At 69.4% G+C, this 12,661-nt stretch carries 9 protein-coding genes; 4 read left to right on the top strand and 5 right to left on the bottom strand.

Going from position 1 to position 12,661, the window contains the following annotated elements:
- Positions 1 to 581, bottom strand: a 581-nt coding sequence (gene recO, locus K2X24_RS09660) for a DNA repair protein RecO (protein WP_292497205.1), incomplete at its 3' end; no start/stop codon positions are given.
- A 124-nt stretch (positions 582 to 705) separates the two neighbouring features.
- On the opposite strand from recO, the gene K2X24_RS09655 reads away from it, so the two are divergent.
- From K2X24_RS09655 to K2X24_RS09645, 3 genes are all read left to right on the top strand, one after another.
- Positions 706 to 1,128 (top strand): hypothetical protein, encoded by a 423-nt coding sequence (locus K2X24_RS09655; RefSeq protein WP_292497204.1) that lies wholly within the window; start codon positions 706 to 708, stop codon positions 1,126 to 1,128.
- A 109-nt stretch (positions 1,129 to 1,237) separates the two neighbouring features.
- Entirely contained in the window at positions 1,238 to 1,951 is a 714-nt protein-coding gene (locus K2X24_RS09650) for a gamma-glutamylcyclotransferase (RefSeq protein ID WP_292497202.1), read from the top strand.
- Between the two features lie 314 nt (positions 1,952 to 2,265).
- Positions 2,266 to 4,263, top strand: coding sequence for a methyl-accepting chemotaxis protein (locus K2X24_RS09645; protein WP_292497207.1), 1,998 nt, complete (start codon positions 2,266 to 2,268; stop codon positions 4,261 to 4,263).
- Positions 4,264 to 4,450: 187 nt separating this feature from the next.
- On the opposite strand, the gene dnaE is transcribed toward K2X24_RS09645, so the two are convergent.
- Complete coding sequence (gene dnaE / locus K2X24_RS09640) at positions 4,451 to 7,948, bottom strand: DNA polymerase III subunit alpha (RefSeq protein WP_292497201.1); 3,498 nt, start codon at positions 7,946 to 7,948, stop codon at positions 4,451 to 4,453.
- A gap of 480 nt (positions 7,949 to 8,428) precedes the next feature.
- Here dnaE and K2X24_RS09635 point away from each other — a divergent pair, with 480 nt between their 5' ends.
- Positions 8,429 to 9,679 carry a nucleotide disphospho-sugar-binding domain-containing protein gene (locus tag K2X24_RS09635; protein WP_292497198.1) on the top strand — a complete coding sequence of 417 codons (1,251 nt, stop codon included), beginning with the start codon at positions 8,429 to 8,431 and terminating at the stop codon, positions 9,677 to 9,679.
- 18 nt (positions 9,680 to 9,697) lie between these two features.
- On the opposite strand, the gene K2X24_RS09630 is transcribed toward K2X24_RS09635, so the two are convergent.
- The 3 genes from K2X24_RS09630 to K2X24_RS09620 all read right to left on the bottom strand — a co-directional run.
- Positions 9,698 to 10,411 carry an ABC transporter ATP-binding protein gene (locus K2X24_RS09630; protein WP_292497195.1) on the bottom strand — a complete coding sequence of 238 codons (714 nt, stop codon included), beginning with the start codon at positions 10,409 to 10,411 and terminating at the stop codon, positions 9,698 to 9,700.
- A 70-nt stretch (positions 10,412 to 10,481) separates the two neighbouring features.
- On the bottom strand, positions 10,482 to 11,786 hold the full coding sequence (locus tag K2X24_RS09625; protein WP_292497193.1) for a lipoprotein-releasing ABC transporter permease subunit: 1,305 nt from the start codon (positions 11,784 to 11,786) through the stop codon (positions 10,482 to 10,484).
- An 8-nt stretch (positions 11,787 to 11,794) separates the two neighbouring features.
- A partial coding sequence (locus K2X24_RS09620; protein WP_292497190.1) for a proline--tRNA ligase occupies positions 11,795 to 12,661 on the bottom strand: 867 nt, incomplete at its 5' end.

Below are 12,661 nucleotides of genomic sequence, written 5' to 3'. Positions count from 1 at the left end.
TCGCGCTCCCGCAGGAAGTCGGGCAGCGCCAGCAGCCGATCGCGAAACGGCTCGCCGGCCGAGGCGCTCACCGCCCGCCCGCTGCGGGGCGAGACGTAGATCAGGGCGTCGTTGCCCCCCGTGGCGGCGCAGGCCGCCAGATCGAGCCCGAAGCCGAGTTCGGCCAGGATGGCGAGTTCGAAACGCACCATCAGGGGCGGGGCGATGTCCGGGTCGTGCAGATGCGTCACGAGAAGCCCGGCCGCCGCGAACAGCTCGGGATGGGGATCGCGCTCGGGCAACAGGCGCAGCAGGCCGGCGAGGTGGCTCATGCCGTAGAGCGCGAGCCCGGACCCCATCAGCCGGGCGGCGACGGATTCGACGGGCTCGACCGCGAAGGCGCCGAGGCTCTCGTCGAGGCGGGCCCGCCAAGTGGCCTGGACCCGGTTGCCCGCCTGGAGCACCGGCTGCATCCGGCGCGAGCGACCGCCATGCACGAGCCCGAGATGGCGGCCGTGGTTCCGGGTCATGAGTTCGAGGATGACGCTGGTCTCGCCCTGCCGGCGCAGGCCGAGCACCAGGGCCTCGTCGGTCCATTGCATGAGCGTGTCTTACGGCGCCGCCGGCAGGTTGCAAACATGGCGGGACAGCGCAGATTGCATCATCGACAGGACTCGCGCCGGGCGGGAATACGGTTAGGCTCAGCGGGCTGTGATGCGAGGTCCGATGGCGGTGTGGTTGTCTCTCTGGCGCGGCCGCTGGCCGGCGCTTCTCGCGGTCGTTCTGGCCCCGGGCCTTGCCGGGTGCGGCCCCCGCGCGGGGCTACCGGCCCCCTCCCCCACCGCGTCCCTGAACGAGCGCCTCGCAGACCTCGCCCTGCGGCAGACCGCGTTCGGCGCCGTCTCGCTGATCCCGGTGCGGTTCGAGCACAGTCGGGTCTCGAAGCCGTTCGTGGACGAGGGGCGCACGCTCTACTGCGTGTCGAGCCGGATGAAGGGGCGTACCTTCGGCAAGGCCGAGCGGCCCAAAGTGGTGATCCAGGACAAGGCCGGCATCCTCGCGATCGTGGACGAGGACACCGAAGTCTGCGAGGGCCACCGCACCGATCCGCTGCCGGAGCTCGAGGCGCTGGCGGGCACCAGACGTTGAGTCCGCTGGGGACGATCGGACGCGCCTTCGCGGTGCGGCGCCGTTCGACCCGGAACGGAATGGGCGCCGGCAACTTGCGCGAGGGCGTTCGCGATGGTTCGGTGGGGCCATGCCGGCCCCCGTTCTCGACCTTACCCTCGACCTGATCGCCCGCGCGCATCCGACCCCGGTGGCCGACGACGCCACCGCGCTGGCCCTGCTCAGCGACGCCGAACTTCGTCCCGGTCTCGCCGCCGCCATGGCATCCCGGCCGATGCCCGCCGAAGGGCTCTGGGTGTTCGGTTACGGCTCACTGATCTGGCAGCCGGAATTCGCCTATTCGGAGCGGCGCGTCGGAACGGTCCACGGCTATCATCGGCGGTTCTGCCTTCTGCAGCGGCGGTTCCGCGGCAGCGTCGAGAAGCCCGGCCTCGTCCTGGCCCTGGATGTGGGCGGCTCCTGCGAGGGCGTCGCCTTTCGGCTGACGGGCGCGGAGGCCGCCGAGACCTTGCTTCCGGTCTGGCGCCGCGAGATGCGCGGCAACGGCTATCTCGGTCGCTGGGTGCCGGTGGAGACGGCGGCCGGCACGGTCCAGGCCCTCACGTTCGTGGTCAATCCGGACAGCGACCGCTACACCGGCGCGATCTCGGACGCGGCGATCGCGGACCGGATCGCTTCCGGCGCCGGACACCTGGGCCCCAGCGCCGAATACTTGTTCCGCACGGTGTCCGCCTGCCTCGCGGAAGGGATCCACTGTCCGCACCTGCTGACCCTGCAGGCGATGGTGGCCACACGGCTGCGGGCACGGCTCACGGCCGGCGCGCCGGCTTCATCCGAATCCTGAGATCGACACAGGAAATCGACGCGAGAGTTCCGCGCCTCGCGCCGCGAATCCGTGGCGCAGGCGCAAATCCCGTCAGGTCGAGCAGCGGAAGATCCACACCGCGCGGGGAATATTGCTCGACGTCGGCGGACGACGACTTTCATCTTCTCGCGTGAACACACTCCGGACGCCTTGCATGGGAGCAACGGCTCGCGATTGAATGAAAATAGATCAAATCGCTGGGCTTAGAGAGGCAATATTTCGCTTTAAGGTTCGATTATCGATTTACGGATACGTTATCGCGGATAAAGCATCCTATTGATCGGTTCATGCCAATGAAAATCGGTATCCGCGCGCGCCTCTATGCAGGTTTCGGCAGCCTGATCGTCATCACGGGCGGAATCGGTGTAACCTCGCAGTATCAACTTGGGTCTGTCACCAGCGACTACGCTCGGCTTGCTCGCCTCGAGGAAGGCGCCCGCAACGTCTTTTCGGTGAACGGCCTCGGAGAGCGCCTGTTCGGCCAGGCCCTGGACTATCAGGCGAACCAGAAGCCCGAGCAGGTCGGGCAGATGGAGCAGACGCGCCAGGGCATGGCGACCCTGCTCCAGCGCCAGGTCGACATCGCCGTCTCCGAGGAGCGCCGGGCGATGTATGCCGCCATGCGCGACGACTCCGCCCTGCTGAAGGAGGACATCCAGCGCCTCGGCCAAGCCGGTGCGACGTTGGCGGAGAGCAAGGGCAAGCTGTTCCGCACCGGCGACGAGCTCACGCGCGTGACGGGCATCCTGACGGCCGACATCCGCCGGAACGGATCGACGGCCGAGGTCGCCCAGGTCGCGCAGGTCGAGAGCGCGGTGCTGCTGATGCGTGTGGCGAACTGGCGCTTCCTCGCCACCCGCGATCCCCAGGGTCCGGCGACCTTCGCCACCTACAGCCAGAAGGCCGACGCCGCCTTGAAGACATTGCGGGATCTCGATACCGGCGCCGAATTCACGCGGCCGATCAAGGAGCTGCATGAGACGGTCGCCGCCTATATCGGCGCCTTCAACGCCGCCGCCGCCGCGATCGAGAGCACCCGGATCGCCTACGACGAAAGGCTGAAGCCGCACGTGACGGCCCTGATGCAGGCGGGCCTGGTGATGCGGACGAAGATCGAGGGGGCGGTCGCCGAGATCACCGCCGCCACCGACGCCAGCGTCGGCCGCGCCCGCACCCTGCAGATGGCCTTCGTCGCCCTGGCGCTGGCCCTCGGCGGCGCCCTCGCCTTCCTGATCGCGCGCAGCATCATCGGCCCGATCTCCGGCATGACGGGCGCGATGAGCCGCCTGGCCGCCGGCGAGACGGCGGTCACGGTGCCGTCGCAGGATGCGGTGGACGAGATGGGCGAGATGGCCAAGGCCGTCGACGTATTCCGCCAGAACGCCATCGCACGCAGAGAACTGGAGGCCGAGCAGGTCGCCGCACAATCGGCACGCCAGCGCCGGGCCGACCGTGTCGACGGGCTCGTGCAGAGCTTCGAGCAGACCATCGCCGGCGCGATCGGCATCGTCACCTCCGCGGCGACCGAACTCGATGCGACGGCGCGCTCGATGACCCAGGTGGCCGAGAACACCAACGGCCAGGCCGTCGCCTCCAGCGCGGCCGCCGAGGAGACTTCGGCGAACGTGCAGACCGTGGCGGCCGCCGCCGAGGAGATGGTCGCGTCGCTCCACGAGATCGAGCGCCAGGTCCAGCAGTCCAACGCCGCCGCCGGGGCCGCCGCCCGCGACGCGGAGGCGACGAACATCGCCATGGGCAGCCTGATGCAGGCCGCCGATCGCATCGGCGAGGCCGTGACGATGATCTCCAGCATCGCCGGGCAGACCAACCTCCTGGCGCTCAACGCCACCATCGAGGCGGCGCGGGCCGGCGAGGCGGGTCGCGGCTTCGCCGTCGTCGCGGCGGAGGTCAAGGAACTCGCCGGCCAGACCGCGCGGGCCACCGACCAGATCGGCGGTCAGATCACCGCGATCCAGCAGGCCACGGCCCAGGCCGTCGCGGCGATCCGCCAGATCGGCCAGACCATCGTCTCGGTGAACGCGATCACCGGCAGCATCGCCGCGACGGTGGTGGAGCAGACGGCGGCGACCGGCGAGATCTCCCGCAACGCCGCCGAAGCGGCCCGCGGAACCCAGGACGTCTCGATGAACGTCGCCCGGGTCCTGGCCTCCTCGGGGGAAACGGGTTCGGCGGCCCAGCAGGTGCTGATGGCGGCCGGCGAACTCTCGGTCCAGTCGGTGAACGTACGGCAGGAGGTGGAAGGCTTCCTCGCCGCCATCCGCGCGGCGTGAGGCGGGGCGTCGGTCGGGCCCTCGCCCCGGCCGACCTTTTACGGAACCTCGATGAGCCCGACTCATCGAGGTCCGCCCGCGCGACGCGCGGCAGCGATCGTCCGCCGGACCTCAGGGAGGCTGACCTATGGGTCAGCCTCCCTGAGGCCTCGTTATTAGGCACCGTATCCGAAAGCCGGCCGGCGCTTCAATTCACCTCGACCTGCACCACCCCCGGCACGGCCCGGAGCGCCCCGGCGATCTGGGGCGTCGCCTGGTACTTGCCCGGTAGCTTGACCTCGACCTCGCGCTCGCCGTCGAGGAGGAGGATGAGGGAGACCTCGCCCTCGCCCCGCACCTGCAGGCGCTGCTGCACGCTGGGGATCGGGCGCTCGTCGCGCAGGTAGACGCGCATGCCCTTCTGGTGGCGGGCCACCGCCACGTCGAGGGGCTCGGCGGTCATGATGCGGGCGCGCACGTCCTCGCCCTCGAGGTTGGCCTGGAGCTGGAGGACCAGGGGGCGCCCCGGCTCGAGGATCTCGCGATACTGGCCGAGGCCTTCCGAGAAGATGATCGCCTCGAAATGCCCGGTCTGGTCGGACAGGATGACGATGCCGAGCTTGTTGCCGGTCTTGGTCCGGCGCTCCGAGCGGTCGAGGACCGAGGCCGCCACGCGGCCCACGCTGGTGGTGCCGGCGCGCACCGCCCGGCAGAACTCGGCCCAGGTCTGGACCCGGAGCTTGCCGAGGAGGTCGCCGTACTCGTCCAGCGGGTGGCCCGAGAGGAAGAAGCCGATCGCCTCGTATTCCTTCTTCAGCTTGTCGGCCATCGGCCAGGGATCGTGGGCCGGCACCCGCAGGGTCACGTCGGCGGCGGTGACACCCCCGAACATGTCCTCGATGCCGGTGCTGGCGGCTTCCGCCGCCCCTTGGGCAAGCTTCATCATCGGCTCGATGGCGGCGCAGGCCCGGGCGCGATCCGGCTCGATGGTGTCCATGGCGCCGGCCGCCACGAGGTTCTCCAGGGTGCGCTTGTTGAGCATGCGCGGGTTGAGTCGGCGCGCCAGGCAGGCGAGATCCTTGAACGGCCGCTCGCCCCGCGCCTCGATCAGGGCCTCGACGGCGCCGCGCCCGACGCCCTTGATCGCCGCCAGCGCGTAGTGGATGCGGCCCTCGCGCACCTCGAAGCCGACACCGGAGGTGTTGATGGAGGGGGGCTCGACGGTGATCTTCAGGCGCTGGGCGTCCTGGCGGAACTCGGCGAGCTTGTCGGTGACGTCGATGTCGAGCTGCATCGCGGCAGCCAGGAACTCCACCGGATGGTTCGCCTTCAGGTAGGCGGTCTGGTAGGTCAGCAGGGCGTAGGCGGCGGCGTGCGACTTGTTGAAGCCGTAATCGGCGAACTTGGCGAGCAGGTCGAAGATCTCGTTGGCCTTGGCCTTGGTCAGGTCGCGCTCGATGCAGCCCTTCACGAAGCGGTCGCGCTGGGCGTCCATCTCGGCCTTGATCTTCTTGCCCATGGCGCGGCGGAGCATGTCGGCCTCGCCGAGCGAGTAGCCGGCCAGGACCTTGGCCACCTCCATCACCTGTTCCTGGTAGACGATGATGCCGAAGGTCTCCTTGAGGATCGGCTCCAGCTTCTCGTGCGGGTACCAGCTCGCCTCGTTGCCGGCGTCGCGCCCGAGCTTGCGCTCGCAATAGACCGGGATGTTGGCCATGGGACCCGGACGGTAGAGCGCCACCAGGGCGATGATGTCCTCGAAGCGGTCGGCCTGCATCTCGACGAGCGCCTTGCGCATGCCGGCCGATTCCACCTGGAACACGCCGACCGTCTCGCCACGCTTCATCGGCGCGTAGGTCGCCGCGTCGTCGAGGGGCAGCGAGGCGAGATCGACGATGATGCCGCGTTTCGCCAGGAAGTCGGTGCAGCAGCGAAGCAGTGTCAGGGTCTTCAGGCCCAGGAAGTCGAACTTCACCAGGCCCGCGTTCTCGACCCACTTCATGTTGAACTGGGTCACCCGCATGCCCGTCTTCGGGTCGCGGTAGAGGGGCACCAGTTCTTCCAGGGGTCGGTCGCCGATGACCACGCCGGCGGCGTGGGTCGAGGCGTGCCGGTGCAGGCCCTCGAGCTTCTTGGAGATCTCCATGAGGCGGGCGACGATGGGCTCCTCCTCGATCGCCTGCTGAAGCTTGGGCTCGCCCTCGATGGCCTGGACCAGGGTGACGGGGTTCGCCGGATTCTGGGGCACGAGCTTGGTCAGCTTGTCGACCTGCCCGTAGGGCATCTCCAGGACACGGCCGACGTCGCGCAGCACGCCGCGGGCGAGCAGCGTACCGAAGGTGATGATCTGCGCCACCTGCCGCTCGCCGTAGCGCTGCTGCACGTACTGGATGACGCGCTCGCGCCCCTCGACGCAGAAATCGATGTCGAAATCCGGCATCGAGACGCGCTCAGGGTTCAGGAAGCGCTCGAACAGCAGACCGAAGCGGAGCGGATCGAGATCGGTGATGAGGAGCGACCACGCCACCAGGGAGCCGGCACCCGAGCCGCGCCCCGGCCCCACCGGGATGTCGTGGTCCTTGGCCCACTTGATGAAGTCCGACACGATGAGGAAGTAGCCGGGAAACTTCATGCCCACGATGACGTCGAGCTCGAAGGCGAGCCGGTCGCGGTAGACCTGCTCGGTCATCCCCGGCGCGGTGCCGTGCTGGGCCAGGCGCAGTTCGAGGCCGGCTTGCGCCTGCCGCCGCAGTTCCGCCGGCTCGTCGAGGGCCGGAGCGGCCTCGACCTCGGGGGCAGCCGGATCGCGTGCGGCGACGACGCCGAAATTGGGCAGGATCGGCTTGCGGGTGCGCACGCGATAGGCGCAGCGCATGGCGATCTCGACGGTGGCGTTCAGGGCATCCGGCAGGTCGGCGAAGAGCTTGGCCATCTCCGCCCGCGTGGTGAAGCCGTGGCGCGGGGTCAGCCTGCGGCGGCGGTCGTCCGAGACGAGGCGTCCATCCGCGATGGCCAGCAGGGCGTCGTGGGCGTCGTAATCGCCCGTCTTGGCGAAGAACGGCTCGTTGGCCGCCACCACCGAGAGGCCGTTGGACTCGGCCAGACGCAGCAATTCCCGCTCCACCATGCGCTCGTCGGGCAGGCCGTGGCGCAGGATCTCGACGTAGAGGTTGTCCTCGCCGAAGGCGGCCTTGAGCTGCGCCAGCCGCTTGGCGGCCAACTCGGCCCGACCCGAGCGCAGGGCACAGTCGAGGGGCCCGGTGGAGCCGCCCGTGAGCGCGATCAGGCCCCGGCTCGATTCGGCCAGGGCCGCGACGTCGACGCGGGGCGAATCGCCCAGCGCGCCATCGAAATAAGCGCGGCTCGCCAGCCGCAGGAGATTGCCGTAGCCCGCCTCGTCCTGGGCCAGCACCACGACGTTGGCGTTGCCGGCCTGCGCCTGGGCCACCCGAGCCATGGGGTCGGGCGCCTCGAAGGCGACGGTGAGCTGGATGCCCGCGATGGGCTGGATGCCGGCGCCGGCGGCCTTCTCGGAGAATTCCAGGGCCCCGAACAGGTTGTTCGTGTCGGTGAGCGCCAGCGCCGGCTGCTGGTCCGCCGCCGCGGCCTTCACGAGGTCGCCGACCTTCAGGGCGCCTTCGAGCAGGGAATAGGAGGAATGGGCGTGGAGGTGGACGTAGCCGGGGTCTTTGAGGATGCGCGCCATGGGACCTCAACAGCCCGAGTCGTGGTTTCCAATCCATGAGAAACCGGAGCGCGGATGCGTTTGGCTGTGGACTGGCGGCCCCCTGTGCTTCCGGCGCAACGCTACCGCAAGGGCGACAGGGCGATGGCCCAGGCGGCGATCGACACCGCCAGCAATCCGAACGCCATGAACTCGACCGCGCCCGTCAGGACCATTCGCTTGAACATCGGCCTCGCCTCCCGTTGACGCACCGATCTTTGTTCTTGTTTTGTTCTTTGTAAAGCCCCGAGACGCGCACCCTGATCGCATGGTTAAGCGTTTCTCAGGCCGGCGCACGGGTCGCAGACGCCCTCGCGCGAACGTGACGAATGATGCAAGATTCGCTTATCAATTGTTAAATATCACAAAATAGTGAGCCAATCACCGAGTTTTGACTCAAACCTCGCCTCAAGGAGGTATATTACATCCGGGACCGGGGGACACCCGCATGGACCGGTCCAGATGCAGATCCACCTCGTTGCCGTCGGTTCACACGGCGACGTCCTGCCCATCCTCGCCCTCGGCGTGGAACTGATCCGCCGGGGGCACGGCGTCGTCCTCGCCGCCCCCGCTCCGTTCGAAGGGCTGGCCCGCCGCGCCGGCGTACCGTTCCATGGCCTCGGTACGCGCGACACCTACGAGCAGGCGATGCGGGAGCCGGACCTCTGGCACCCGCGCCGTGGGGTCGGCACCCTGTTTGGCGGCTTGTCGGATCTCACCGAGCAGACCTACCACTGGCTGGCGCAGCAGCATCGACGCCTGCGCGAGGGCCTCGTGGTGGCCTCCAGCCTCAGCCTCGGTGCGCGGATCGCGCAGGAGAAGCTCGGTCTGAACGTCATCACCGTCCACGCCATGCCGCTGCTGGTGGAGAGCCGAGACGCGGCACCGCTCCTGCCGGGCCTCGGCCTCGCCGGCCTGATGCCCTCCCGGGTGCGCCACTGGCTCGGGCGGGGGGCCGACCGCTACGTCATCGGGCCGGCCGCCCTGCCGTCCCTGAACGCCCTCCGGGCGCGCCTCGATCTCGGTCCGGTGCGTCGGCTCCGCTATTGGTGGAACAGCCCCTCCCGGGTGCTGCTGATGTTCCCGGACTGGTTCGCGGCGCCCCAGCCGGACTGGCTGCCCCAGGCGGTACAGACCGGCTTTCCGATCGTGGACCGGCTCGGCGACGAACAGGCCCTGAGCCCGGCCCTCGAATCCATGCTGGCCGAAGGGTCACCGCCCCTCGTCTTCACCTACGGCTCGGCCATGCGTAAGGCGCAGCGCTTCTTCTCGACCGCGGTCAGCCTGTGCGAGCACATGGGCCGGCGCGGAATCCTGCTCTCGCCGCAGGACGGGCAGATCCCGCCCGACCTGCCCGAAGGCGTGATCCACGTGCCCTACGCGCCCCTGAGCGCGCTCCTGCCGCGAAGCGCCGCCCTGATCCATCACGGCGGCATCGGCACCGTAGCGCAGGCGCTGGCGGCGGGCACGCCCCAGCTCATCGTGCCCGTGGCCTTCGATCACTTCGACGAGGCGGAGCGGATCCGGCGCCTCGGGCTCGGCGCGAGCCTGAGCCGGCGCCGCTTCACACCGGCGCGCGCGGCCCGGCGGCTCGACAGCCTGCTCGCGTCGCCGGAGGTGGCCCGGCGCTGCCGCCAGGTCCGCGAGCGCATGGCGGAGGAGGACGGCGTGTCCTCCGCCTGCGACCGCATCGAGGCAATGATCACGGGCTAAGGCGGCCGACTGACCGGATCAGGGCAATTGCTCGATGAGGCCGTCGCGGATGGTCACGCGCCGGTCCATGCGGGCGGCGAGCTCCATGTTGTGCGTGGCGATCAGCGCCGCCAGGCCGGAGGCGCGCACCAGCGAGACCAGGATACCGAAGACGTGGCCGGCCGTGTGCGGGTCCAGGTTGCCGGTGGGCTCGTCGGCGAGCAGCAGGCGCGGACCGTTGGCGACGGCGCGGGCGATGGCGACGCGCTGCTGCTCGCCCCCGGACAGTTCGGCCGGCCGGTGTACGAGGCGCTCCTTCAGGCCGAGGAAGCTGAGAAGTTCCGTCGCCCTTAGCCTGGCCTCGCGGTTCGAGAGGCCCCGGATGAGCTGGGGCATGACGACGTTCTCCAGGGCCGAGAACTCGGGCAGCAGGTGATGGAACTGGTAGACGAAGCCCATCTCCTCGCGGCGCAGGCGGGTGCGCTCGCCGTCCGCCAGAGCGGCGGTCGGCATGCCGCCGATATAGACCTCACCGCCATCCGGACGTTCCAGCAGGCCGGCGAGGTGCAGGAGCGTGCTCTTGCCCGCCCCCGAGGGGGCCACCAGGGCGACGAGTTCGCCGGGCCAGATCGCGAGGTCGGCGCCGCGCAGGATCTCGAGGGCGCCCGCCCCTTGCGCGTAGCGGCGCTCGACCTTGGCGAAGAACAGGGCCGGGACCGGCTGCGCGCCGGGCGCCTCGGCATTCGTGGTCATGGGTGTCCTCGTGTCGGGCTCATGATTCCGGACCCGCCGCCCGGACCGCGAGCAGTCCGGTGCGATGGCGTCAGCCGTAGCGCAGGGCCTGCACCGGATCGAGCCGGGCGGCGCGCCATGAGGGGTACAGAGTCGCGATCAGCGACAGGGCGATGGAGGTGACGACCACCACGGTGATCTCGTTGGCGTTCATCTCGGCCGGGATCTCGGCGAGGAAGCGCACGGTCGGATCCCAGGCGGAGGGGAACAGCACCCGCTGGATGCCCTTGATGTTCATCGTGATCAGGACGCCCAGGGCCAGACCGCTCAGGGTGCCGACGACGCCGATGAGCGCGCCGTTGATGAGGAACACCCGCATGATGGTGCCGGGGGTCGCCCCCATGGTCCGCAGGATGGCGATGTCGCTCGACTTGTCGCGCACCAGCAGGATCAGCCCCGAGATGATGTTCAGGGTGGCCACCACGACGATGAGGCTGAGGATGAGGAACATCACGTTCCGCTCCACCTCCAGGGCGCCGAAGAAGGTCCGGTTGCGCTGACGCCAATCGGTGAGGAGCACCGGGCGCTCGGCGGCCATCTCGAGGTCGGGCCGCATGGCCGCCACGGTCTCGGCGTTGTCGAGGTAGATCTCGATCAGGCTGACGTCGGCGTCCCGGTTGAAGAAGGCCTGCGCCTCGGAGAGCGGCATGAACACGAAGGTCGAGTCGAACTCGGTCATGCCGATCTCGAAGATCGCCTTGACGGTGTAGCCCTTGGTGCGCGGCGCGGTGCCGAAGGGGGTCGAGGCGCCCTTCGGGGTGAGCAGGTTGATCTGATCGCCGGCCTGGACGCCGAGGGATTCGGCCAGCCGCCGGCCGAGGGCCACGCCCGACCCGTCGTCGAAGCCCTCCAGCGTGCCGCCCTTGATGTTGTCCGCGATGGCGCCGATCTTGGTCAGGTCCTCGCCCCGGATGCCCCGGACCAGCACGCCGCTGCCCGCCCCGCCGAAGGGCGAGGAGGCGAAGGCCTGCCCCTCGACCAGGGGAATCGCGGCGCGAACCCCGGCGACCTTGGACAGGCGCTCGGAGAGGTCGGCGTAATCCGTGAACAGCTTGTCGATCGGCGAGACGAAGACGTGGCCGTTGATGCCCACGATCTTCGACAGGAGCTCGGTGCGAAACCCGTTCATCACCGAGAGCACGATGATCAGCGTGGCCACTCCGAGGGTGATGCCCAGCAGCGAGAAGAACGCCACGACCGAGACGCCGCCGCCCCGCCGCCGCGCCCGCAGATAGCGCCCCGCGATGATCCACTCGAACCCGGCGAAGGGCGGCGTGCTCCCGCGCTTGAACCGGGCGCGGAGTCCCGCAAGCCTATCCGTCAGGGCCCCCGCCATGATGCGCCTCAGATCCGCTTCAACCGAGCGAGCAGATCGATCGGCGCGATGGTCTCGCGCTCCCCGCCGGCCCGGCGCTTCAACTCGATCTTGCCCTCGGCGAGGCCGCGCGGCCCGACGATGACCTGCCAGGGCAGGCCGATGAGGTCGGCGGTGGCGAACTTGGCGCCGGGGCGCTCGTCCCGGTCGTCGTACAGCACGCTGAGCCCGGCGGCCTCCAGCGTCGTCTGGATCTCCGCGCAGGCGGCGTCGGTGGCGGCGTCGCCGGTCTTCAGGTTGATCAGCGCGACGTCGAAGGGCGCCACCGCGTCGGGCCAGACGATGCCGGCCTCGTCGTGCGAGGCCTCGATGATCGCCGCCACGAGGCGGCTCGGGCCGATGCCGTAGGACCCCATGTGGACCGGGCGCTCGACGCCGTCGGGGCCGGTGACCTTGGCGCCCATCGGTTCGGAATACTTGGTGCCGAAGTAGAAGATGTGCCCGACCTCGATGCCGCGCGCGGCCATCTGCTTGTCGGCCTGCACCTCGGCGAAGGCCGCCGGCTCATGCATCTCGGAGGTGGCGGCGTAGAGCGACGTCCAGCGGTCGACGGTGCCCTGGAGCCCGGCGACATCCTCGAAATCGGTGGTGACGGGCGGGATCTCGAAGTCGAGGTATTGGCTGTCGCAGTAGACCTCGCTCTCGCCGGTCTGGGCCAGGATGATGAACTCGTGGCTGAGGTCGCCGCCGATCGGCCCGGTATCGGCCCGCATGGGGATCGCCTTGAGGCCGAGGCCCGCGAAGGTGCGCAGGTAGGCCACGAACATCCGGTTGTAGGCGTGGCGGGCGGCGGCCTGGTCGATGTCGAAGGAATAGGCGTCCTTCATCAGGAACTC

The organism is Methylobacterium sp., from assembly GCF_019750675.1.
GTDB lineage: Bacteria > Pseudomonadota > Alphaproteobacteria > Rhizobiales > Beijerinckiaceae > Methylobacterium.
This window is presented reverse-complemented; position numbering and strand designations above follow the sequence as displayed.

Bases quoted from the DNA above. Each gene is read 5' to 3' on its own strand.
- K2X24_RS09645 (WP_292497207.1), top strand. From the start codon at position 2,266: ATGAAAATCGGTATCCGCGCGCGCCTCTATGCAGGTTTCGGCAGCCTG.
- dnaE (WP_292497201.1), bottom strand. From the start codon at position 7,948: ATGGCGCGCATCCTCAAAGACCCCGGCTACGTCCACCTCCACGCCCAT.
- K2X24_RS09635 (WP_292497198.1), top strand. From the start codon at position 8,429: ATGCAGATCCACCTCGTTGCCGTCGGTTCACACGGCGACGTCCTGCCC.
- K2X24_RS09625 (WP_292497193.1), bottom strand. From the start codon at position 11,786: ATGGCGGGGGCCCTGACGGATAGGCTTGCGGGACTCCGCGCCCGGTTC.
- K2X24_RS09630 (WP_292497195.1), bottom strand. From the start codon at position 10,411: ATGACCACGAATGCCGAGGCGCCCGGCGCGCAGCCGGTCCCGGCCCTG.
- K2X24_RS09650 (WP_292497202.1), top strand. From the start codon at position 1,238: ATGCCGGCCCCCGTTCTCGACCTTACCCTCGACCTGATCGCCCGCGCG.
- K2X24_RS09655 (WP_292497204.1), top strand. From the start codon at position 706: ATGGCGGTGTGGTTGTCTCTCTGGCGCGGCCGCTGGCCGGCGCTTCTC.